Below are 23,911 nucleotides of genomic sequence, written 5' to 3'. Positions count from 1 at the left end.
CGGGAACCGACCGACAATCAGCAAGGAGAGCCCGATGGATCTGTTCACCCCGTCCGAACGCGCCGAGAAGTACCGCACGCAGCTCCTCGAATTCATGGACGCGCACATCTATCCGAACGAGGCGGTCTACGCCCAGCAGATGGCCGAGTCCGACAACCCGCACGCCACCCCGCCGATCCTGCTGGAGCTCAAGCAGAAGGCCAAGGATGCGGGCCTGTGGAATCTCTTCCATCCGCATCCCGAATGGGGACCGGGACTGTCGAACCTCGAGTACGCGCCGCTCGCCGAGATCATGGGCCGCGTCGGGTTCGCCTCGGAGGTGTTCAACTGCAACGCCCCCGACACCGGCAACATGGAGGTCTTCACGCTGTTCGGCAACGACGAGCACAAGGAGCGCTACCTCCAGCCGCTGCTCGACGGTGAGATCGCGTCGGCCTTCGCGATGACCGAGCCCGGCGTCGCGAGCTCGGATGCCACCAACGTGGAACTGTCGATGGTCCGGGATGGCGACGAATACGTCCTCAACGGCCGAAAGTGGTTCGCCTCCAACGTGATGCGCCCAGACTGCAAAGTGCTCATCGTGATGGGCAAGACAGATCCGTCCGCACCCATCCACCGACAGCAGTCGATGATGGTGGTCCCGACCGACGCACCAGGCCTGACCATCGTCCGCAACCTGCCCGTGTTCGGCTACGTCGACCGGGAAGGGCACGGCGAACTGATCTTCGACGACGTGCGGGTGCCCGTCACCGACGTCCTCAAGGGTGAGGGCGAGGGATTCGCCATCAGCCAGGCCCGGCTCGGACCCGGCCGCATCCATCACTGCATGCGTGTCATCGGGGTGGCCGAACGCGCGCTGGAACTCATGTGTGCCCGGGCGTCCACCCGCGTCACGTTCGGCAAACCGATCGCCGAGCGCTCGAACATCCAGGACTGGATCGCCGAGGCCCGCATCGACATCGAGATGGTCCGGCTGCTCACCCTCAAGGCCGCCCACATGATGGACACGGTCGGCAACAAGGAGGCCGCAACCGAGATCGCGGCCATCAAGGTCGCCGCCCCCAACATCGCACTGAAGATCATCGACCGCGCCATCCAGGTGCACGGCGGCGGCGGCGTCACCGACGACTTCCCCCTCGCGATGGCCTACGCGCACATCCGGACGCTGCGGCTCGCCGACGGCCCGGACGAGGTGCACAAGCGGGCCATCGCCCGGCGCGAACTGCGTCCGTACCGGGATGCCGCAGCCGCGGCGAAAGAGGCAGGCGCGTCGGATCGGTCCCTCATATCGCGATGACCCGACCGCTGACCGCACGGGGAGAACGCACCCGGGCCGGGTTGGTCGTCGCCGCGCGGACGGTGTTCGAGCGGGACGGGTTCACCGATGCCCGCCTCACCGACATCACCGCCGAGGCCGGCTGCGCGACCGGGTCGTTCTACACCTACTTCGACTCCAAGGAGGACATCCTCGACGCCGTGCTGGCCGCGGCGCAGGAGGAGATGCTGCATCCAGGTCTGCACCACGGCGAGACCGGGAGAAGTGAGACGGATCCGATCGCGACCATCGAGGCCGCCAACCGGGCCTACTTCGAGGCCTATCGACGGAACGCCCGGTTGATGATGGTGCGCGAACAGGTCGCCGGTGTGAGTCCGGAGTTCCGGGCGAAACGACTGCACCGCGGGCAGGTCTTCGTCGAGCGGAACGCCAAGAGCATCAAGGAACTACAGGATGCCGGGCACGCGGATCCCGACCTCGATCCGCTGCTGGCGGCCGGTGCGCTGTCCGGGATGGTGTCGCGGATGGCGTATCAGGCGTTCGGGGTCGCCGACACCGACGATCTGGAAACGCTGGTATTCACTGCCACCCGGTTGTGGGTGAATGCACTGGGGCTGCGGTGACGCACAGATTCACACGCCGATATCCGCAATAAGGCCTGAGCAACGCTCAGCCCACCCGGCGCTGAACGGACGCTGATCGGGGGGGACCTGAAATCAGCGTCAGAGTGCGCGGGTGGGCCGAGCGAGTGTTCTCACAGGAACAGTCCCAGCGCGAGCTGAAGCAGTCCGCTGACGAAGTCTCCGAAGATTTCGATCATTTACAACACACCTCCCTTGGTTCTCTCATCCCGACCTTGACAAAGCAGGTCGCACACCGCTTTTCAGCGATGTGGACGTCCGACCCCGGGGGCCGGAAACCTGGGAATCGCCGTGGTCTCGACGATCATCATGAGGGTTGTCGGCGTGGGTTCTGAAAGTGTTACACCACACCGTAGGGTTTGGTTCTAATGAGAGTCTACGGTGCCGAACTGGCAATCGGGCAGAGTTCACCAAGGAAATACGTTCTATGGATGAAAAATTGTTCCAACGGAATCCATCCATTAATTGAGAACCATTGTTTCCACAATTCGGTGGAAACGGGACTGCACCTTTACTCGAAGTAGCGGCGCGGGACGTCGACCAGCATCGACTCGATGTCCTTGTCGCTCACTCCGCGTTCCCGCAGCGCCGGCAACACGTCCTCACTGATGTGGCGATAGTTCCACTTGGGTACCGCGGCCAGCTTGGCGTCGTGGTCGAACCAGTCGATGAAGCACGACGCATCGTGCGCGAGGCCCATGCGGTCGGCGTATCCGCGTTCGCACAGCGTGACGACGGTGTTGATCCGGTCCTCGAAGGGCAGCAGGACGTCGAGGCCGAAGCGGTCCATGCCGAGGATCGATCCGGCGTCGGCCAGCTGCATGAGGTAGTCGAGATCGGTGGTGTCGCCCGAGTGTCCGATGACGACCTTGGTCAGGTCGACGCCCTCTTCTTTCAGCACCTGTTGGGCCACCACACCGGACTGGGTGTGCGGATTCGTGTGAACGGTGATCGGCGCACCGGTCTGCACATGCGCCTGCCCGACCGCCCGCATCACCCGCTCCACCCCGGGCGTGAGGCCCTGGACCTCGATGGCGCATTTGAGGAAGGCGGCCTTCACGCCGGTGTCGGCGATGCCCTCCGTGAGATCCCGGACGAACAACTCGACGAGAGGCTCGGGAACGTCGAACAAGAGGCCCGGTCCGGTGTAGTGGAACTGGAACGGGATGTCGTTGTAGGTGTAGAGGCCGGTCGCAACCACCAGGTTCAGGTCGATCTGCTCGGCGATGCGTTGAATCCGCGGGATGTACCGGCCCAATCCGAGCACGGTCGGGTCCAGGATGGTGTCGACCCCGAGCCCCTTCAACTCCCGTAGATCCCGGACCGCCTCGGCGATCTTCTCCTCTTCGTCCCAGTCGTACTGGTAGTTCTCGCGGAACTCCTCGCCGAGGACGAAGACGTGTTCGTGGATGAGCACGCTCCCCAGGTCGGCGGAGTCGACCGGGCCGGTGACGGTGTTGACGGTGCTCATCGATTCTTCCCAACTGTCGGATTGTGATGTGGATCACTCTCGAACGCTAAGGGAGGGTGCAGTCCAGTTCAAGCGAATCCGGCAGACCGCACGGACCGGAGGATCGTTGCATGATGGAGCCATGTCGACCGCGCAATCGCTGGGCGCCACCACCGACACCGGCAACAGTGCCGCCCCGCGGGAGAACGTGATCCTGATCCACTGTCACGACGTCGGCCGCCATCTCGCCTGCTACGGCGCCACCGGCGTGGAGAGTCCGCACCTCGACTCGCTCGCCGCGAACGGAATCCGGTTCACCGCAGCCCACTCCACGGCGCCGCTGTGTTCGCCGGCGCGAGGGTCGATCTTCACCGGCCGCTATCCGCACAGCAACGGACTCATCGGGCTCGCACACTACGGCTTCGAATACCGCGACGGCGTCCGGACCCTGCCGGCTCTGCTCACTGATGTCGGCTACCGGACTGCGCTGTTCGGGATACAGCACGAGAGCGCGGACCCCGGCAGCCTCGGCTTCGACACCGTCGATGTGGCGGAAACGTCGTGCGACCCCGTCATCGAACGTGCCGGGGCGTGGCTAGCCGACCACGTCCACGTCTCCGACGAACGCCCGTTCTTCCTCACCGCCGGGTTCTTCGAGGCCCATCGCCCCTATCCGTCGGATCAGTACCCGCCCGCCGACCCGGCCACTGTCACCGTCCCCGCCTTCCTGCCCGACTCCGAGGACGTACGCGACGACCTCGCCGCGCTGCAGGGCAGCATCGCGCGTGCCGACGCCGCGGTCGGGCGCCTCCTCGATGTCGTCACCGATCTCGGGCTCGACGAGTCGACCTGGATCATCTTTTTCACCGACCACGGACTCGCGTTTCCGCGTGCCAAATCGACGCTGTACGAGACGGGTACCGGGATCGCGCTGATCGCCCGGCCCCCACGCCGACGGAACGTCTTGCCCCGCTCCTACGACGACCTGTTCTCCGGAGTCGACCTCACCCCCACGATCCTCGAGTTGCTTTCCGTGCCGGTGCCCGACCGGATCGACGGGGTCTCGCACGCCGAGCCGCTCCTCACCGAGGTCGAAACACCGGCCCGCACCGAGGTTTTCACCGAGAAGACCTACCACGACGCCTTCGACCCGATCCGAGCCGTTCGCACCAAGGAGTTCAGCTACATCGAGAACTTCACCGACCGGCCGACACTGCTCCTCCCCCTCGACATCGCCGACAGCCCGTCAGCACGATCGGTCGACCACGCCACAGCCGACGCACCGCGACCCCGGTACGAGCTCTATGACCTGCTCGACGATCCCGGGGAGCGCACCAACCTCGCCGACGACCCCACCCACGCCGAGACCCGCCACCTCCTCGCGGCGACGTTGGAGGACTGGCGATCGCGCACCGGCGACCTGATCCCGGAGGAGCACGAGGGCAACGCGGTGGCCGAGGGCTTCCGGGCCGGGTAGATACGTCCATGGAACTACTACTCATCCGGCATGCCCTGCCCAACCGGTTGTCCGACCCGGCCGGCGCCGACCCGGAACTCACCCCGGAGGGCGAAGACCAGGCGAAACGCTTGCGGCTGCGCTGGCCGACGGCCGCTACGGCACGGTGGACGTGGTGGTCAGCAGCCCCTCACGACGAGCGGTGGCGACCGCGTCCGCGGCCGCCGCGGCGCTCGCGGTGGAGATCGACCTCGACGACCGGCTCGTCGAACTCAGCCACGGCTGGACCACGTACGGGATCGCCCACACCTACACCGACCGCGCGACCTTGCTCCACGACATGAACTCCGGGCGGCTCGGCGACAACACCTTCGACCTCGACGCCTTCCGCTCCCGGGTCGTGACGGGCATCGAGTCGCTGGTGACCGAAGCAGACCGAGTCGTCGCCGTTGTGTGCCACGGCGGTGTGATCAATGCGTACCTGTCGCACGTCATCGGTGCCGAGAAGATGTTCTTCACCGAGCCCTACTACACGTCGGTGTCCCGCGTCCTGGCGTTGCCCGACGGATATCGACAAGTGCTGTCCATCAACGAGATCGACCATCTGCGCTGACCACCATCGGACAGTTTCGGGCTCAACTCACCCCGGGCTCGGCGGCGATGGTCAGCCAGATCGTCCGCGACAGCGCGGCCACCACACGGTCGTCGGAGGTCACGTCGGCACCCGAACCGAGAATGTGCTGGGTGATGCTTCGCTCCACCATCCACGTCACCGCGGCCACGGATTCGTCGGTCACCGCCGAGTCGATCCGTCCCAACTCGCGCCACCGCTGCACCCGCCCGCACGCGAAGTCGATGAACCGGTGAACGCGGCCGAACCAGAACTCCGCGACCTCCGCGTCATAGGCCGCCGCCTCACCCAACGCCCGCATCAGCGGCCAGTGCTTGCGGAACTCGGCCACCATCGCGCCGATCGCCCGTTCCACCCCGCCCACACCGGCATCGAGTGACGCATCGTCGGCGAACCATGATGTCGGGGCGGCGAAGAACTCTGCAGATGCGACGTCGGCGACCTGGATCAGCACCTGACTCTTGTTCGGGAAGTACTGGTAGAAGTTGGTCCGCGACAGGCCGGACTGTTCGGCGATCCGCTGCACCGGGAGTTCGGTGAACCGTTCGCCCGTACCGAGCAGATCCTCCACCGCCCCGAGTACCCGCTCGGTCACCTCCGCCCGGCGCTGCATGGCGTGCCCCGCTTGCGATCTGGTCACCGATCCCATGCGGCCGATGCTACGCCACCCTTGACACCCCGTGTGTACAGGCATAACGTCGGCCTGACACCGTGTCGGACTGCGTGTCGGGGATCGGTCGGAGGGAGCGTGGATGGGCTCAGCCGTCGAGCAGTTCGACGCGGTCATCGTCGGTGCACGGATTGCGGGGTCGGCCACCGCGATCGCGCTCGCCGAGCGGGGCCTCCGCGTCCTCGCGATCGATTCCGCACGATTCCCGTCGGACACCTTGTCCACGCACCTGCTGTGGCCGACCACCATGGCCGAGATCCAGACGCTCGGCGCACTGCCGGCCGTCGAGGCGATCGGCGCTCCACGGATGCCCCTCGCCGAAGCCATCCTCGACGACATCGGATGGCGCACCACTTACTCGCCGGTCGCCGGCATCGACTTCGCGATGTGTGTGCGCCGCACCCACCTCGACGACGCGCTTGCCCGGACAGCACGTTCCGCAGGGGCTGAGGTCCGCGAACGTTGCACGGCCACCGACCTCATCCGTATCGACGGACGAGTTGCCGGCGTCCGCTACACCGACGATGACGGCAAGAGCCACGAAGTCCGGGCGCCGATCGTGGTCGGCGCGGACGGGCGCAAGAGTTTCGTCGCCCGGCAGGTGGGCGCCGACTCGCCGACCCTGGTCGCACCGAGTGGCCGGGCCTGCTTCTACGCCTACTGGTCGGACTCACGAACCGATCTGCGCCACATCGCATCCCAATGGCGGGTCGGTCAGCTGTTGGGCACGGCTTTTCCCTGTGACGGCGGCGATCTGCTGTGTCTGCTGCAGCCGCCGGTGGAACTGGCGCCGCAGTTCAAAGGTCGGAAGGCTCACGACGCGTACCTGGACGGGGTGGCCGCGTTGCCCGGGCTGGCTCGACGACTCGACGACTGCGAACTCGCGTCGCGGGTGCGTGCCTGCACCGGGATCGAGTCGTACTTCCGGCGTTCGAGCGGCCCCGGTTGGGCATTGCCCGGCGACGCCGGACATTTCAAGGATCCGGTGACCGCGCAGGGAATCCGAGACGGACTGCGCTACGGTCGGCTGCTCGGCGAAGCGCTCGCACCGTTGTTGGGCGCCCGGACGGGCGTCGACCCCGCCGCGGTGGACCGGGCGACCGCCGCGTGGGCCGACCAGCGTGAACGCGACTGCATCGACGTGTACCACTGGACCAACTTCCTCGCGTCGGGCCTACCGCCGTCGCCATTGGAGTACGAGCTGTACCGCCAGGCGCGTGAAGCGCCCGACTATGCGGCGGTGCTCTCCGACATCTACAACCGCGTCCAACCGCCGGCCTCGATGATGCCCGTGAAGACGGTGGCCGGTTCGGTCGTACGGGCACTCCGCCGTCCCGACGTGTCCCTGGGTGACGTCGCCGGCGACCTCCGGTCCCAGCAGAAGCGGATGCTCGCCGACTGGATGGAGAAGCGCCGATTCCTGCGCGAACGTACAAAAGACAAAGGCGCTCCGGCTATCTCAGTCACCGAACCGGAACCCCTCTCGCTGGTCGAGTAGTCCGAGGCGCCCCCCTTTCGTTGGTCGAGTAGTCCGAGGCGCTAGCCGAGGACGTATCGAGACCCTCGCCAACCGTGTACTGCATCCCGCCGATCGTTATAAGAGCGGCCCATTGTCACGGGTTCGGGCGGTCCGCGGCGAACCTCCTCCAGTGGCATAGTTATCACCAGGCGTCGCCACAGGGAAGGAGCGAGATGTGAAGCTGGGACTGCTCTACTCGCTCAGCGGCGCGCAGGCCGCGATGGAGCGGTCCATCCTCGATGGCGCGCTGTTGGCTGTGCACGAGATCAACGCCGCAGGTGGGGTGGCGGGCTCAGACCTCGATGTGGCGGTTTTCGACGATCGCTCGGAGGTGTCGTCGACAGCGAAAGGTGTTGACCATTTATGCCGCGTCGAAAACGTCGACGTGATAGTCGGCGGCTACACTTCGGCGACGCGACTGGCATTGATCCCCGCGATTCACGCTAACCGGACACTTCTGATGTACCCCACGTACTTCGAAGGTGAGGAGGCAGATCCGCGGGTGTTCTACTGTGGCGCCGCCCCCAACCAGTACATCGCGGACTACCTCAGCTGGATTGTCGGAAGCCTCGGCCATCGGGTGTATGTTGTCGGCTCTGACTACATCTACCCGCGAGTACTCGCCGAATCGATTCGGCGACTCGGTGATCACCTCGGCGTGGAGACCGTCGGCAACTGGTACGCGCCTCTCGGGGAGACGAGTTTCGGTGCGGTCCTCGACGACATCCGCCGCGCCAACCCGCAGGTCATCATCAGTAATCTTGTCGGAATCGACTCGACGGTGGCCTTTTACACGCAGTACCAGGAAGCCGGCTTTCGGCCCGGGGCTATGCCGATCGCTGCGACGGTTACTACCGAAATCGACCTTGCCCACATGTCTACGACCGCCAGCAACGGCCATTTCATGGTTGGCACTTACTTTTCCGACCTCGATACCGAGGTCAACGACGGTTACCGACGCGCTCTCCAAGAGGTGAGAGGCCAACAATGGAGCCACGCGGCGCAGGTAGGGGCATATAACGCGGTTCACGGGGTCGCGTTGGCCGCCGAGCAAGCGCCGACGACAGAGTTTGATGATCTTGCGCGGGCGCTGATTGGCATTCGGTTCGACGGCAATCCCGAGGGCTTGCCGTTCTACTTCCGCGCGAATCACTACAGTGCGCATCCAGCGTATGTCGGTCGTGCGGTGGATGGTCGCTACCAGGTGATCGGTGAGTTTCCGGCGCGCGCTCCCGAGCCGTGGTGGTCAGGGAGTAGGCCGCTCATCGCGTTGTGATTCGCGGACGCAAAGTGCGAGGTAGTAGTCGGACCGGTCTGCCGTCGACTGAAAGCCTCGTCCTGTGAGTCTTTCTACTCTCGACAGCCTGTAGCGGAGCGTGTTGATGTGAATCCCGAGTTCGTTTGCCGTTGCACCCCAATGACAGTCGAGCGCCATGAAGGTGCGCAGACTCTCGAGGAGACTTGTACCCTTCTCTGCGTCGTACTCGATGACTGGATGCAGCAGCGAGCGCTCGAGCGCTGTCGAGAGTTTTGAGCTCGAGTTCAGAAGTGTTGCGGCGAGCGGAACGGGGAGTGCGATCTGCGGAACCTCGGTGAGGGCAGCGCGGGCTTGCCTCTCGGCGAGTTGCCGAGCATTGATGAGACCGCGCATCAGATCGTCACTCGTGCGGAGTACGTACGAGCTGACACCGACTTCTATCGAGTGTCCATGGATACGGCCGAAGACCTCGGTCATGGCGACGATTCGGTCGTCGAACACGTTGTTGGCCAGCGGGTTCTCAAGTTCGGCGTCGCCGGTTCTGACCAGGGCATAGGCGATCCCATCGTGAAACGAAGCGACACAGGCGCTCCCACTCAACAGGCCGAGGTCACGGAGGGCCCCAACGATGAGATCTGGGATACCTGCAGACTCGCCGGTCACAGTTGCAGCGACAGCTCGGACACGGTCACCGGGCAGCAAACCGAACGATGCGACCCACGGGTCCAGAGCCGCCGACGGGACCTGTGTGCGGGTCAATTCTCGGATCAAGGCTGTCTCGAGGTCGCCGCGGGTGGCGCGGTGTACCCGTATGGCACTGATGGTGTCATCGAGCACTCCAATCAGATTCCGGACGCGTTCCGGCGCGAGTGCGCGACGGTTCGGATTGACCATTGCGACGATGTGGCCGGATCTCGGCAACCGCAATCGGAGGGCAGAACTCTTGCTCGAAATGGCATCAAGTGGCGTAGTGGCGAGTGCGAGAACCTTCTCCAAGAGATCGAAATCCACCATCGTCGAGTTGGTTACGATGCATCCGTCCAGCACAAGCCATACGGTCGTGCCGGTCGCATGTGCGAAGCTCTCGATAGCGTCGGCGATTGATGGCATCATGGCGTCACCGGTGCCCGGCGATTCAGGTTTGACGGCCGGCTCGACGAGCGCGGTCACATCAGTGATGGTGGACGACCGGGGCAGCATGAAGACCGGAAGCGACTGTTGGACACACGCTCCGACGAACTCAGCCGAAAGGTGTTCATCATCGGTGTCGACGATGACGGCGACGGCACCGCGTGATCTGAGAGCCAGCGGAAGGTTCTGGGGGTTGGGCAACGCCGTCCAAGCTGACGTTGACACGTACACGAGGCTGCCCTCGTGTATGGCAGAAGCTGGCGAGCTGACCTCATGAACCGCGGAGATCTCTTCTCGGTGAACCTTGCCCGCAGGTGAGGGTGTGAGGGTCAGGAGACCGGCACGGTCGACGAGGTCGCCCACCGTGGCCATGCACACTCCTTCCCGCGAGACGTCAGTGACGTCAGGGTCAATTATCGGTCGGACGACGATGCGGGTCCACCCGAGATGCGAGCAGCACGTGATCGACACGATCCGAACTGTTTCGACTACGTGACAACACGTTGCCAGACGGTGTCGGAAACCTGTCCGTTACGCGCGTCCGCATGGGCATCTCCGCAGGTCGTGGGTACCTCCACATGCTGAGGGTGTTTCAACGTCCAGCCCTCGGTGGGTGGTCGTTGGCTGATGAGCCAATTGTCCGGGTGGTGGCCCCGAGGGTTTCGTACTCGTCGTACCGACAACTACGCACGGAAGCCTGAGATACGACATGACCCAAGCGATCAGTCGGCCGGACAAGGTCCGGACCGCCGTCGACATCGGCGGAACCTTCACCGACGTATTCATCCAGCGCGGCGACGGTGAGATCCTCACAGCCAAATACCCCACGCAGACCAACCCGATCGAGGGTGTGCTCGCTGGGATGAAGCAGGCCGGCGTCAGCTGGCAGGACGTCGAGTTCTTCTCGCACGGCACGACGATCGCAACCAACGCCCTGATCACCCGCAAGTTCCCGAAGATCGCGTTGGTGACCACCGAAGGATTCCGAGACGTCATCGAGATTCGTCGTGGCGACCGTGAATCGTGGGACCCGTACCAGGAAGTGGCGCCGCCGTTCGTCGCGCGGCGCAATCGGCTGACCGTTTCCGAGCGCGTCGGCTATGACGGCACAGTACTCGAACCACTGGACGAGGCCGGTGCTCGCGAAGTGGCCCGCATCCTGCGCCGCCGCGGAATCGAAACCGTAGCTGTATGTTTCATCAACTCCTTCACGAATCCGGCGCATGAGGTGCGGATGGCCGAGATCCTGTCGGAGGAACTGCCAGGGGTCGCGATCACCACTTCGAGCGACGTGCTTCCGGAGATCTTCGAATACGAACGGTTCTCCACGACAGTCGCCAACGCCGCGCTGGTCCCCATCATCGGACCCTACGCCCGCACCCTAGAGGGCCGTCTCGCCGAGAACGGCTACGACAACGACGTGCTGCTGCTTCACTCAGGTGGCGGCGTAATGACGCCGTCGATGGCCGAGAAGTACGGTGCGCGACTTGCTGCCTCCGGCATTGCCGCCGGTGCAATCGCCAGCAGGCACATTGCTCGGCAGTGCGGATACGAGAACTCCATCGGTTTCGACATGGGTGGTACCTCCACGGACGTCTCGCTCACCGACAACGGCGTTCTGGGCACCACGAACACGTGGAGCGTCGAATTCGGGTATCCCATCTGCTTCCCCAGCATCGAGGTGCTGACGATCGGAGCCGGTGGCGGCTCCATCGCCTGGCTCGACGACGCCGGGTCCTTGCGCAACGGTCCCCAGTCGGCTGGCTCGGAACCCGGCCCGGCCTGCTATGGCGCATCGGAGCTTGCCACGAACACTGACGCCAACCTGGTCCTCGGGACGGTGGGTAAGAAGCTGGCCGGCGGGGTCAAGGAGCTCGACGAGAAGCGTGCTCACGCAGCCATCGAAAAGATAGCCGCACCACTGGGTCTCGAGGTCGAAGCAGCGGCGCAGTCGATCATCAAGGTTGCCAACGCCAACATGGCCGACGCGATCCGGCTGATCTCGATCCGCAAGGGACACGATCCGCGCGACTTCGCCCTCGTCGGGTTCGGTGGTGCCGGTCCCCTGCACGCGGCGTACCTTGGCAAGGACCTCGGTATCCCGACGGTCATCATCCCGCCGCATCCGGGCGTTACGTCGGCGATGGGCTGCATGCTCGTCGACATCCAGCACGACATCACCAAGATGTACCTGGCAGACACTGCCGACGCCGACCTCGCTCATCTCGCGGACTCGTTCACAGAACTGCAGGAGGAGGGCCGTGCTCGCCTCGAAGCCGAGCACGTGGCCCCCGAGGACATGGCATTCGAGTACTACCTCGACATGAGGTACCTGGGCCAGTGGCGGGCAATCGCCGTGCCGGTGACGATGCCGCTGACGAATCTCGATGATGTGGTCGCCACCTTCCACGCCACCCACCTCAAAGAGCACAACTTCTCCGCCGAGGACACCGGCGTGGAAATCTACCGGATCTCGGTTCGCGCCATTGGTCTGACACCGCGCGCCGACGCAGTGCCGGCCGAGCTCATCGACCCCGTCGGATTCAACCCGGAGCCGGTTGAGGTGCGCGACGTGCTGTTCCCCGACGAGGTCGCCCGTGTGCAGACCCCGGTCTACGACCGCTCGACTCTCCCGGCCGGTGCGGTGATCTCGGGTCCGTGCATCGTTGACCAACTCGACTCCACCACTGTGGTTCCGCCGCAGACCACTGCGACGGTCGACGAGTGGGGCAACCTCATCCTGACCACCGCTCAGTGACCACCCATCGACTCTGATACACGAGGTAACCACCATGGCAACATCATTGGACCCAGTGACCTTCGAGGTCCTGAAGAACGCGTTCATCAACACGGTCGACCAGATGGCTGAGCAGATCCTTCGGACCTGCTACTCGTTCGTCATCTACTCGCGTGACTTTTCCTCCGCGCTCTGCGATACCGAGGGCAACACGGTGATGCAGGGCACCGGCGACATCGCCGCGCACGTCGGCACGTTGCACTACACGGCCAAGGCCGTCATCCGGCAGTTCGAAGGGGACATCCACCCCGGTGACGTCTTCGTCATCAACGATGTCTACGAGGGCGGCAGCCACTTCAACGACACCCGAATCATCCGGCCGATCTACTACGAGGGTGAACTGCTCGGTTACGCCCAGGCCAATGGACACTGGGCCGACGTGGGCGGTGCCACACCGGGATCGTTCAACGTCAAGGCCCTCGATCACATGGGGGAGGGTCTGCGAATCCCGCCGACCCGCCTGTGGAGCCAGGACGAGTTTCTCGAGGACGTCGCCTATCTGATTGCGAAGAACACCCGCAACCCGCGCGACATCATCGGTGACATGCAGGCACAGGCTGAGTCCACGCGTGTCGCCGAGCGCGAGATCCAGCGACTGTGCGACAAGTACGGCGTCGAGACCATCAAGACGGCGATGGCCGAGGTGCAGGACTACGTTGAGGATCTCACCCGCGCCAAGATCGCTGAGCTTCCCGATGGAGTCTGGTACACCGAGGATTACATCGACCAGGACCCCGCGCTCGGCGAGGGGCTGATCCCGATCACGATGCGCATGACCATCGACGGCGACACGGTGCACTATGACCTGAGTGATTCGCACGCGTCCATTTCGTCGATGCTCAACGCCGGCTTCGGTGGGTCATTCGCCGGGATCGTCGCCGGTACCAAGATGCAGTTCCCCGATATTCCGCTGAACTCGGGCTTCTACCGGGTCGTCACTGCCGACCTGGGACCGATCGGGACTGTTGTGAACGCAGAGTGGCCGCGGCCGTGCGCCGGATTCTGTTCCGGGCCTTTCGAAAAGATCATGAACTCCGTCTTCGAGATTTGGTCGGACATCCAGCCCCACCGTGCGATGGCATGCGCCTTCAATCTCGAGTACCTCCTGGTCGGCGGCAAAGATCAGCGTCTCGAAGGAAGCCCGAACTTCATGTGGTACGACTGGATGATGGGCGGCTGGGGCGCCCGCAATGGCGCCGACGGCTACAACGCATCCGCACCGATATTCGGAGTGCAGTACGGCACACAGCCTTTCGAAGGCCAGGAACGGCTTGCCCCGGTACTCACCACCTGTCACGACCTGGTGCCCGACTCGGGCGGCCCAGGTAAGACCCGTGGCGGCCTCGGTGCGAAGAAGGGCGGAAAGCTCTGGGCCAGTGACAATACCGTCATGTCCTACTGCTGCGACCGCGAGCGTTCGGTGACCTGGGGGCTGTGGGGCGGTTTGCCGTCGATCCCGCACGGCGTATGGCTCAACAAGGGCACCGACGACGAGAAGTATCTCGGTTCCATCTTCGCTGCTGTCCCGATCAAGTCCGGCGACGAGTTCACGCGGCCGTCGGCCGGCGGAGGCGGTCTTGGCGACCCGCTGATGCGCGAGGTCGAGTCGGTACTCGAAGACGTGATCGACGGGTATGTGACCATCGGTCGGGCCGAGAAGGACTATGGCGTGGTGATCAAGGAGATCGATCCCGAGGTGTTCGAGTACGAGATCGATGCCGAGGCCACTTGCCGTGCGCGCCAGTATATCCGCGACAACCGGAACGACTGGATGCAACGCGACCCGCAGGCCGTGGCCGAGGAGTACAAGTCAGGACTGGTCAATGAGATGGACTGTGTCCGACAGTACGGCGTGATACTCGATTGGGGCAGTGGCGAGGTACTGGCCGAGACGACCGCGCAGTTCCGCGCAATGCTCGAGCGCCGCACCATTGTTCACTGGACGAATGATCCGACTGTGGACTTTGTCCCTGGCACTTTGACGGTGTCAGAACCGGCCACGGTCTGATCTCGGCCAACCACATCAACCCTTACTAGCAATACCACCCAACGGCGGGTCGTGGCAGTGATGCCACCGGCCCGCCGTTGCGCTTTTCATCCGAGACGACAGGAAGACATCATGACGATCGAAGCGTCCGCGACGCGTTCCGGAGGAATCCCACCTCTGGCCGTCACATTTACCGACGACCCGCACGTCCTCGCCCGCGCCGCTGCGGAGGACTACTCGCTGCACATTGTTCCGCGTTCGTGGCGCACTTCGCGAACCTCTGTGTCGATGGCCTGGTTCGGGCTGATGAGTGCCATGTTCTTCGTGGTGGTCGGCGCCACCGTGGCACTGGCGGTCGGAACCATCGACTCATTGATCGGGATTGGCCTGTCGGTGGTCGCCTACGGGGTGATCAACGCCATCGTGGCGAGATTCGCCAACGAGACGGGCACCAGCGTGTCGCAGTTCTCCCGGGTGCTGTTCGGACGTGCCGGGTCGGCGTTCGCGGCGGCGTTGTTCGGCATCACGATCGCGTACTACGTTGTGGCGGAGGGCTCCATCGTCGCTTCGGCGCTGCACGCCTACTTCGGGGTGTTGCCGATGGCGTTCTGGTCACTGGTCGTGGTCCTCTACCAGGCTCCGCTGGCGTGGCGAGGTGTCACCACCTGGCTGGACCGTCTCAATGGCTACCTGCTCCCGATCTACATCGTCGGTCTGGTCGGATCGGTCGTCTGGGCGATCGCGGAGTACGGATACAGCAATGACTGGTTGACCCATGCCCCTGAATCCGCGGCCGATCTGGGCGTGCCCGGCTGGTGGTACGCGTTCGTCATCTACATGGGAGTCTGGGTAGTGACGATGATGGCGTGGGATTACGCCCGGTTCGGACGACCCGAGGACGCGACTTTCAATGCCCAGGTCAGCTTCGGAACGCCGTTCTATGTCGTCACCCTGCTGATCAATGCCGCGGTCGGCATGTTCCTTGCGCAGACAATTGCCATCTCGGGCGCGTTGTCAGAGGAGTCGGCCATCCTGGGCATCGTCGGGATGATGGGGTTCTGGGGACTTCTGTGGGTCTTCGTGAGCCAGACTCGCGTGAACAGCGGAAACTTCTATCTGTCGTCCACCAACTTCCAGAACTTCTTCGCCCGTACCGTGAAGTTCTCCATGCCCCGCACCTTCTGGGTCATGGTGGTCGCAGTTCTCGTCTACCTGATGATGCTGACCAACGTGCTTTCGTGGATCACCACCTCGCTGCAGTACCAGGGTGTGCTCATCGTCGGTTGGGTCGCCATCGCACTGGCACACATCGGCTGGATGCGGCTGAAGAAGATGCCCGCGGACTCGCTCGAGTTCCGACCGGGCCGCGTTCCGGCGGTCAACCCCGCCGGCGTGGGTGCCTGGGGTGTTGCGTCGGTTGTCGGCGTCATCATGGTGGCGGTCGGCGGTCCGGTGGGCGCGGTGTGGGCACCACCGGTGTCATTCTTGATCGCGGGCGCCATCTACTGTGTGGCCCTGGCGTTCCGTCGTGACGGTTGGTTCACCATGATCCGTCCGCACGATCCTCGGAACGAGGTCGACGACATGTGGGAAGCGCGCGTCCAGTGCCATCGGTGCGAGGACAGCTACATCGCCTACGAGATGGACAGGGATCCCTCGGCTGACCACCAGCCGATCTGCTTGGCGTGTGCTTCGGACGATCTGGAGTTCCAGCGCGCTGCCGACCGCGAGGCCGCGGCCCTGCGCTGACAACGAAGACAACAACGTGGCCCGGGTCGAATCGACTCGGGCCACGTTGTTGTGGTTCCGCGGGCCCGTCGTGAAGCAGTCACGGAACGAGGGTCTCGATACACCCTCGGCTAGCGCCTCGGGTTACTCGACCAACGAGAACCGGCCCATGTTAACGAAACCGGCGCCGCAATTATTCTCCCGGAAACCACCGCGCAATAGATCGGGCGTGAACTGAATGTCGTAGCCGCCCGACGGCCACACACCACGATCCTCGGATCGAATCCTCTTGTGAGGCAGCGTCGCCTCGACTTCCATCCTGTTGTCGACGGCCCGAACCGTCGCGCCCCATTCTAGGAGACCACGTGTCCTCTTTCGACGAGACCATCACCGAGAATATCGCGAAGTCGCTCGGTGAGATCCCGCACCCCTCGCTGCCGAAGGGCTCCAACATCTACGGCGGAACCAAGATCTTCCCCGACTATCAGGCCGAGGACGGCGAAACCTACTTCACCCTGGTGCACGGCATCGCCCACGAATCGTCGGTCTCCTTCGTCGCCGTCCTGCAGGCGACCCGCGCCCTGCGCAAGGGATTCGAATCCGCGATCTACTTCTACGGTCCCGGCGCCATCAATTGCCTTGCCACGCGTGGCTTTCCGAAGACAGGTGATTCCGGATTCCCGGGCGAGCAGAACATCAACGACTCGCTGGAGACCTTCATCTCCGAGGGTGGCACCGTGTTCTGCTGCCGCTTCGGTCTCGCGCTGCACGGCGGCCGCGAAGAGGACCTCATCGAAGGCGTGATCCCCGCCCACCCGCTCGATGTGCAGGACGCCATCATCCACTACGCGCGCAAGGGCGCGATCATCAACTCCACCTACATGGTGTGACCGACCTCGAGGCAATCTCATGACCACCATCGCTGCGGTCGCGGCCAATTTCACCCGCGACCTCGAGCAGAACTACGAGACGATCGCCGACTACGTCGCGCAGGCTCGCGAACGCGGCGTCGACTTCCTGGTGTTCCCGGAGGCGGCCATCGGCGGCTACCTGTCGTCGCTCGGCAACCACGGCGACACCGTCAAGAACACCACTCGTTCCATGCCCCCGGCCATCAGCTTGGACGGACCGGAAATCGCACGCGTGCAATCGATCATCGGTGACCTGGTCATCGCGATCGGGTTCTGCGAACTCTCCGACGACGGCGAGACCCGCTATAACGCCGCCGCCGTTCTCGACGGCACCCAGATCTACGGCAGCTACCGAAAGGTGCATCAGCCACTGGGTGAGAACATGTCGTATTCGTCGGGCACCGACTACGGCGTGTTCGACACCCCCGTAGGACGCGTCGGCCTCCAGATCTGTTACGACAAGGCCTTTCCCGAGGCCGCCCGAGTGATGGCTCTCGACGGCGCAGAGATCATCGCCAGCCTCTCTGCGTGGCCGGCGGCACGGACCGCCACCGCAGAGAACCTGCAGGAGGATCGCTGGACCTATCGGTTCAATCTCTTCGACACCGCGCGGGCGCTCGACAACCAGGTGTTCTGGATCGCCTCCAACCAGGCCGGCACCTTCGGGTCCCTGCGTTACGTCGGCAACGCCAAGATCGTCGACCCCGGCGGCAACATCCTGGACACCACCCTGCTCGACAGTGGGATGGCCGTCGCGGACGTCGACATAGCCGGCACCTTCACCGCCATGCGAGCCGGCATGTTCCACCTGCGGGACCGGCGGCCCGATGCGTACGGGGCGCTCACCGAGCTCGACGCGACCGGCACCGCCGGATGGCGGGACCTGTCCCATGCCTGAGATGACCGTCACCGTGCGGTGGCCCGACGGCCAAGTGCAGGAATGCTATTCACCGAGCCTGGTCATGCACGACCACCTCGACGTCGGGAACACCTATACCGTCGACGACTTCACCACCCGCGCCACCACCGCGCTGACGGAAGCCGCCGAACGGGTGCGGGCGAAGTTCGGCTTCGCCTGCACCTCGGCGGCCGCCACCGCCGACGACATCACCCGTGCCGCACAACGCTACGACGCCGACGCGCGCGTCGAGGTACTGCGCATGCACCCACCACTCCCCACCCCATCCCCACTGGAGATACCATGAGCGCCACCGCTCATCACCCCGTCGTGATCGTCGGCGCCGGCCAGGCCGGCCTCTCGGTCAGCTGGTACCTCGGACGCGCCGGCATCGACCACCTCGTCGTCGAATCCACGACACCCACCCACGCCTGGGCCGACTCGCGCTGGGACAACTTCACTCTCGTCACCCCCAACTGGCACTGTCGTCTGCCGGGATACACCTACGACGGCCCCGATCCCGACGGGTTCATGACCCGCGACGAAGTCGTCGCATGGTTGCATGGCTGGCTCGACACCTTCACGCCGCCGGTACGGTCGCACACCACGGTGACGCGGCTACGCCAGCTCGGCGACCGCGGTTTCGAGGTGACCCTCACCGGCTCGGACGGCGTCGACACCGTCACCTGTGATCAGGTCGTCGTCGCCACCGGCGGCTATCCGCTGCCGATCATCCCGCCGTACGCGTCGTCGATAGATCCGGCGGTCACGCAGATCCACTCGGAGCAGTACTTCAACCCCGAGCAGCTGCCCGACGGCGCGGTATTGGTGGTCGGGTCCGGTCAGTCCGGTGCGCAGATCGCCGAAGACCTCCACCTGGCCGGGCGGCAGGTCCACCTGGCGATCGGGAACGCACCACGAGTGGCGCGCTTCTACCGCGGGCGGGACTGCATGACCTGGCTCGCCGACATGGGGCTCTACGACACCCCCACCCAGGAGTACCCGGGAGGCAAAGCGGCACAGGAGAAGACCAACCACTATGTGACCGGCCGCGACGGTGGCCGCGACGTCGACCTGCGTCAGTTCGCATCCGAGGGTATGAGTTTGTACGGCACCCTCGTCGACGGCAAGGACTCCAGCCTGAGGTTCGCCCCCACGCTGACCGCCGCCCTCGACAAAGCCGACTCGGTGTACAACTCGATCTGCGCCGACATCGACCGGCACATCGAGAAGAACGGGATCGACGCACCGCCGCCGTCGCGCTACGAGGCCGTGTGGTCGCCGCCGACCGATCCCACCGAACTCGACCTGCAGGACGCAGGCATCACCAGCATCGTCTGGGCCATCGGCTTCCGCCCCGACTACCGGTGGATCGAGGCGAGCGCCTTCGACGGTGCGGGCCGGCCCATGCAAACCCGCGGCGTCACCCAGGTACCCGGACTGAGCTTCGTCGGGCTGCCGTGGATGCACACATGGGGGTCGGGCCGATTCCTGGGCATCGATCGCGACGCCCGCCACATCGCCGACACCATCGTCGAGACACTCGGCAGGACGCATCCGCGTCTCGCCGCGGTGCAGTAGGCGATGTCATGGCCCGCCAACCGATCTCGGCCGTCGTCGCGGACCGCGCTCGCACCGAGCCGGACGAGATCATCGTCCGCGACGCCGTCCGCGCCGCGACCGCCGCGGAGATCGACAGCCGCGCCAACCGGGTCGCTCGGCTGCTCGACGCTCGTGGTGTCCGCCGCGACGACCGGGTGGTGGTTGCACTTCCGAACGACATCTCGTTCGTGGTCGCGTGCGTCGCGATCTGGCGGGTGGGCGCCACCCCGATGCCGCTCTCACCCGACCTCTCCCACGACGACCGCGCAGCACTCGAGGACCTCGCGCGCCCAAGCGCTGCATTCGGTTCCCGCCCGCACCGCCCCGACGTCGCCTGGGTCGCCGAAGGACAGGCCGCCGGATTCTCCGCCGACCCGATGCGGGACCAGTGGGCGCACAGCTGGAAGGCGCCGACGTCGTCGGGGAGTACCGGGCGTCCGAAGGTCGTCGCCAGTACGGCACCGGCCCTGGTCGATCCGGCGGCGCCCATCGCGCCGTTCGTGCCGCAGCACGCAACCCAACTCGTGACATCTCCCTTGTGGCATTCGACGGCATTCACCTACGCCTTCCGCGGCCTCACCGCCGGACATCGCCTGGTCATCGAGCCGAGATTCGACGAACGCCGCTTCCTCGACGCCGTCGAACGCCATCGGATCACCTGGGCGGTGCTGGCCCCGCCCTCCATCCGCCGACTCCTACGCCTGCCCCAGGAGGTTAGCGACCGCCACGACGTGAGCTCGCTGGAATCCGTCCTCCACCTCGGGGGCCGCTGCCCCGTCCCGGACAAACACGCGCTGATCGAGTGGCTCGGCCCGCACCGCGTCACCGAGATATATGCCGGCAGTGAGTCGAACGGGCTCACCATGATTCGCGGCGACGAGTGGCTCCGGTACCCGGGGTCCGTCGGGCGGGCGGTCGGTGGCACCGAGATCCGCGTGGGGTCCGGCCCCGGTGACCTGGCGGCGTCCGGAACCGGCACCATCTGGATGCGCCGCGGCACCACCAGCGCCTACACGTACCTGGGCGGCCGGTCACTGCGGACTGCGGATGGCTGGGACACGTTGGGCGACATCGGGCATCTCACCGACGACGGATACCTGTACGTCCACGACCGCGCCGCTGACTCGATCCACCGTCACGGCACGCCGGTCTACCCCGCCGACATCGAGCAGATCTTTGAGCAGCATCCGGACGTGCGTGGTGCCGTCGCGGTCGGAGCGTCGAACGGCGACGGCGAGCCGTCCATCACGGTCCACCTCGACATCGCCGATGCCGACATCACCGTCGATGAGCTGAATCGTTTCGCCGCCCAACACCTCACCGGCGCCAACCACCCGGACCGGATCTGCCTGTCCCACCGCCCCCTCCGCAACGACGCGGGAAAGATCCGCCGACGTGCTCTCACCGGCTGCGGCCACGAGCCGTCGGCATCCCTGCAAGTGAACGGAGCACGCACGTGACCGTCTCCACCCGCGTGGACCTCGCCCTCCTCGGCATCCGGGGCACCCCGCCCGTCAACCGCACCGGCGGCGCCGGACCCACCGACGACGGCCACTTCCTGATCGACGGCCGGAGCGCCGCGATCCCGCGTAACCCGAACAGTCCGTTCGTGTTCGACGGAGACCGTGTGATGTATGACGGCGTCGACGCCGGCTTGCAGGTCGAGTCGATCGCCCGGCCGCGGTTCTACGACCTCACCACCGACGACGGCGTGCCGTTCGAGAAGATCGCCAAGCTGCACGGCGCCAACGTCCTCGCCACCACTGTCGTACAGACCTGCATCCGGTACCGCGAAGACCAGCGGTGCCGTTTCTGCTCCATCGAGGAGTCCCTGCGATCCGGGTCGACGGTCGCGGTCAAGAAGCCCGCGGACCTCGCCGCCGTCGCCCGCGCCGCCGTCGACCTCGACGGCATCACCCAGATGGTGATGACCACCGGCACCTCGGCCGGAACAGACCGGGGTGCCAAGCATCTCGCCCGCTGTGTCCGCGCGGTCAAGGCGGCGGTGCCGCACCTGCCGATCCAGGTGCAATGCGAACCGCCGGCGGATCTGGCCACCATCACCGACCTGCGTGACGCCGGCGCCGACGCCATCGGTATCCACGTCGAATCCCTCGACGACGATGTGCGACGTCGCTGGATGCCCGGCAAATCCACGGTGTCCCTCGACGAGTACCGCGCCGCGTGGCGCGAGGCGGTGCGGGTGTTTGGTCGTAACCAGGTGTCGACCTATCTGCTGGTCGGGCTCGGTGAGGATCCCGACGAGATGATCTCGGGTGCCAAGGAACTCGCCGATATGGGTGTCTACCCGTTCATCGTTCCGTTCCGTCCGCACGCCGGAACCCTTGCGGTCGATGTCGACAAGGCCACCGCTCCTGACCCCGCGATCGTGGAGAAGGTCAGCCGGGAGGTCGCCACCCACCTGCACCTGATCGGCATGTCCGCCGCAGAGCAGCGCGCCGGGTGCGCGGCGTGCGGAGCGTGCAGCGTCCTGCAGAACGTGGGAGGCTGACGCGATGCTCGACGGCACCACGATCCCCGCGCCGGCACGGACACGTCCCGGCGACCTGTCCATACTTTCCGGCGACCGCACAAACAGGCAGGCGCCCTTCATCATTCGTATCGCCGATGAGCTGGCTGCACTCTCGGCGTACTACGAGCTCCGGCACGCGGAGTTCGTCGAACGCCAGGCCTTGTTCCCGGGCAGCGACCGAGACGACACCGACGACGATCCTCGTACCGTGGTGCTGGTGGCGATGGCCCCGGACGGTTCGGTGGTCGGCGGCGTGCGTCTCGCGCCGCGCACCGTCGACGACATCGGCTGGTGGTCGGGCAGCCGGCTCGTCGTGGTCGACTCCGCCCACGCCGCAGGTGTCGGCGCGGCGCTGGTCCGCGCTGCCTGCGCTCACGCGGAATCACACGGTGTCCTGCGATTCGATGCAACCGTGCAGGACCGGTATGCACCGATGTTCCGGCGACTCGGCTGGCAGGATCGCGGGTGCGGACCCACGGTTTCCGGGCGCGCGCACCGCGAGATGCTGTGGCCGATTCACCGCATTCAGGCCACCGCCGACGCAACCAAGGCGATGCTCGCCGACGTCCTCGCACCCCTCACACAACAGGCAGGTGGCCTCGGACCCAACGGTTTCCGCGGCGACGACGGGGTGCCCGTCCCGGACTCGCAGGTCATCGCGGCATGCGACGCCATCGTCCCCGCGATGGTCGAGCGTGACCCCGAGTGGGCCGGATGGTGCTCGGTCCTGGTGAACATCAACGACCTCACCGCCATGGGCGCCAGACCCCTCGGACTGCTGGACGCCGTCGCGGCCCCCACCCGGTCGCATCTCACCCGCATCATCCGTGGTGTCGCCGCGGCCGCCGAGGCGTGGCGCACCCCGGTCCTCGGCGGGCACACTCAGGTCGGCGTGCACGCGTCGTTGTCGGTCACCGCCCTGGGCCGCACCGACCAACCGGTGGCGGCGGGCGGTGGACGTCCCGGCGACACAGTATCGCTGATCGCCGATCTCGGCGGTGGGTGGCGGCCCGGGTATCACGGACGGCAATGGGACAGCACCAGTTTCCGATCAGCCGACGAGCTCGCCGACATGGCCGGAACCATCGGCAGGGTGCGTCCGGCCGCGGCGAAGGACGTCAGCATGGCAGGTATCGCCGGCACGCTCGGCATGCTGGCCGAGGCGTCGGGCACCGGAGCCGAACTCGACGTCGCATCGATCCCGCGTCCGGCCGAGGCCGACATGGGCAACTGGCTCACCTGCTTTCCCGGCTACGCCATGCTGGTCACCGACCGTGACCCGGTCGACACCGGGCGCGGACCCACCACCTCTGCGCCCTGCGGACGCCTCACCCCCGAACCTGGCGTGCGGCTGCGCTGGCCGGACGGCACGATGACCGTGGCCGTTGCGTCCACGGTCACCGGACTGGGTGCCGCGTGAGTA

The 23,911-nt window shown here is 65.4% G+C and carries 19 protein-coding genes; 16 read left to right on the top strand and 3 right to left on the bottom strand.

Going from position 1 to position 23,911, the window contains the following annotated elements; all coding sequences use genetic code 11:
- Positions 1 to 34 precede the first annotated feature (34 nt).
- Both VZC37_RS16100 and VZC37_RS16095 read left to right on the top strand, forming a co-directional pair.
- A complete protein-coding gene (locus VZC37_RS16100) occupies positions 35 to 1,297 on the top strand; it encodes an acyl-CoA dehydrogenase family protein (protein WP_330433571.1) in 1,263 nt (420 codons plus the stop codon).
- Positions 1,294 to 1,899: a TetR/AcrR family transcriptional regulator gene (locus tag VZC37_RS16095; protein WP_330433570.1), complete on the top strand. Its 606-nt coding sequence runs from the start codon at positions 1,294 to 1,296 to the stop codon at positions 1,897 to 1,899. Before VZC37_RS16100 ends, VZC37_RS16095 begins: the two co-directional genes overlap by 4 nt.
- A gap of 529 nt (positions 1,900 to 2,428) precedes the next feature.
- Here VZC37_RS16095 and VZC37_RS16090 read toward each other — a convergent pair.
- Positions 2,429 to 3,388: a phosphotriesterase family protein gene (locus VZC37_RS16090; protein ID WP_330433569.1), complete on the bottom strand. Its 960-nt coding sequence runs from the start codon at positions 3,386 to 3,388 to the stop codon at positions 2,429 to 2,431.
- A 121-nt stretch (positions 3,389 to 3,509) separates the two neighbouring features.
- Here VZC37_RS16090 and VZC37_RS16085 point away from each other — a divergent pair, with 121 nt between their 5' ends.
- The gene (locus VZC37_RS16085) at positions 3,510 to 4,844 is read left to right on the top strand and encodes a sulfatase family protein (RefSeq protein ID WP_330433568.1); all 1,335 of its coding nucleotides are present in this window, start codon (positions 3,510 to 3,512) and stop codon (positions 4,842 to 4,844) included.
- Positions 4,845 to 4,989: 145 nt separating this feature from the next.
- The gene (locus VZC37_RS16080) at positions 4,990 to 5,436 is read left to right on the top strand and encodes a histidine phosphatase family protein (protein WP_431309424.1); all 447 of its coding nucleotides are present in this window, start codon (positions 4,990 to 4,992) and stop codon (positions 5,434 to 5,436) included.
- Between the two features lie 22 nt (positions 5,437 to 5,458).
- On the opposite strand, the gene VZC37_RS16075 is transcribed toward VZC37_RS16080, so the two are convergent.
- A complete protein-coding gene (locus VZC37_RS16075; RefSeq protein ID WP_330433567.1) occupies positions 5,459 to 6,103 on the bottom strand; it encodes a TetR/AcrR family transcriptional regulator in 645 nt (214 codons plus the stop codon).
- A gap of 103 nt (positions 6,104 to 6,206) precedes the next feature.
- Between VZC37_RS16075 and VZC37_RS16070 the strand changes: the two genes are divergently transcribed.
- Together VZC37_RS16070 and VZC37_RS16065 are read left to right on the top strand one after the other, a co-directional pair.
- Complete coding sequence (locus VZC37_RS16070; RefSeq protein ID WP_330433566.1) at positions 6,207 to 7,622, top strand: NAD(P)/FAD-dependent oxidoreductase; 1,416 nt, start codon at positions 6,207 to 6,209, stop codon at positions 7,620 to 7,622.
- A gap of 196 nt (positions 7,623 to 7,818) precedes the next feature.
- Positions 7,819 to 8,919 carry a transporter substrate-binding protein gene (locus tag VZC37_RS16065; RefSeq protein WP_330433565.1) on the top strand — a complete coding sequence of 367 codons (1,101 nt, stop codon included), beginning with the start codon at positions 7,819 to 7,821 and terminating at the stop codon, positions 8,917 to 8,919.
- On the opposite strand, the gene VZC37_RS16060 is transcribed toward VZC37_RS16065, so the two are convergent.
- On the bottom strand, positions 8,890 to 10,404 hold the full coding sequence (locus tag VZC37_RS16060; protein ID WP_330433564.1) for a helix-turn-helix domain-containing protein: 1,515 nt from the start codon (positions 10,402 to 10,404) through the stop codon (positions 8,890 to 8,892). The two genes, VZC37_RS16065 and VZC37_RS16060, sit on opposite strands and share 30 nt — an antisense overlap.
- A gap of 337 nt (positions 10,405 to 10,741) precedes the next feature.
- Here VZC37_RS16060 and VZC37_RS16055 point away from each other — a divergent pair, with 337 nt between their 5' ends.
- The 10 genes from VZC37_RS16055 to VZC37_RS16010 all read left to right on the top strand — a co-directional run bounded on the left by VZC37_RS16055 (position 10,742) and on the right by VZC37_RS16010 (position 23,908).
- A complete protein-coding gene (locus VZC37_RS16055; protein WP_330433563.1) occupies positions 10,742 to 12,790 on the top strand; it encodes a hydantoinase/oxoprolinase family protein in 2,049 nt (682 codons plus the stop codon).
- A gap of 34 nt (positions 12,791 to 12,824) precedes the next feature.
- On the top strand, positions 12,825 to 14,837 hold the full coding sequence (locus VZC37_RS16050; protein WP_330433562.1) for a hydantoinase B/oxoprolinase family protein: 2,013 nt from the start codon (positions 12,825 to 12,827) through the stop codon (positions 14,835 to 14,837).
- Between the two features lie 111 nt (positions 14,838 to 14,948).
- Positions 14,949 to 16,565 (top strand): purine-cytosine permease family protein, encoded by a 1,617-nt coding sequence (locus VZC37_RS16045; RefSeq protein ID WP_330433561.1) that lies wholly within the window; start codon positions 14,949 to 14,951, stop codon positions 16,563 to 16,565.
- A gap of 344 nt (positions 16,566 to 16,909) precedes the next feature.
- Positions 16,910 to 17,434 (top strand): MSMEG_0572/Sll0783 family nitrogen starvation response protein, encoded by a 525-nt coding sequence (locus VZC37_RS16040; protein ID WP_330433560.1) that lies wholly within the window; start codon positions 16,910 to 16,912, stop codon positions 17,432 to 17,434.
- A 19-nt stretch (positions 17,435 to 17,453) separates the two neighbouring features.
- Complete coding sequence (locus VZC37_RS16035; protein ID WP_330433559.1) at positions 17,454 to 18,353, top strand: carbon-nitrogen hydrolase family protein; 900 nt, start codon at positions 17,454 to 17,456, stop codon at positions 18,351 to 18,353.
- Complete coding sequence (locus tag VZC37_RS16030) at positions 18,346 to 18,660, top strand: MSMEG_0570 family nitrogen starvation response protein (protein WP_330433558.1); 315 nt, start codon at positions 18,346 to 18,348, stop codon at positions 18,658 to 18,660. Before VZC37_RS16035 ends, VZC37_RS16030 begins: the two co-directional genes overlap by 8 nt.
- A complete protein-coding gene (locus VZC37_RS16025) occupies positions 18,657 to 19,934 on the top strand; it encodes an MSMEG_0569 family flavin-dependent oxidoreductase (protein ID WP_330433557.1) in 1,278 nt (425 codons plus the stop codon). Before VZC37_RS16030 ends, VZC37_RS16025 begins: the two co-directional genes overlap by 4 nt.
- 8 nt (positions 19,935 to 19,942) lie before the next feature.
- Positions 19,943 to 21,415, top strand: a complete 1,473-nt coding sequence (locus VZC37_RS16020) for an AMP-binding protein (protein WP_330433556.1) — start codon at positions 19,943 to 19,945, stop codon at positions 21,413 to 21,415.
- The gene (locus tag VZC37_RS16015) at positions 21,412 to 22,467 is read left to right on the top strand and encodes an MSMEG_0568 family radical SAM protein (protein WP_330433555.1); all 1,056 of its coding nucleotides are present in this window, start codon (positions 21,412 to 21,414) and stop codon (positions 22,465 to 22,467) included. Before VZC37_RS16020 ends, VZC37_RS16015 begins: the two co-directional genes overlap by 4 nt.
- A 4-nt stretch (positions 22,468 to 22,471) precedes the next feature.
- Positions 22,472 to 23,908 (top strand): MSMEG_0567/sll0787 family protein, encoded by a 1,437-nt coding sequence (locus VZC37_RS16010; RefSeq protein ID WP_330433554.1) that lies wholly within the window; start codon positions 22,472 to 22,474, stop codon positions 23,906 to 23,908.
- The last annotated feature ends 3 nt before the right edge of the window (positions 23,909 to 23,911 follow it).

It is taken from the genome of Gordonia sesuvii, assembly GCF_036350415.1.
In the GTDB taxonomy this organism is placed as follows: Bacteria; Actinomycetota; Actinomycetes; order Mycobacteriales; family Mycobacteriaceae; genus Gordonia; species Gordonia sesuvii.
The sequence above is the reverse complement of the archived record's forward strand: the minus strand, read 5'-3'. Positions and strand labels throughout refer to the sequence as shown.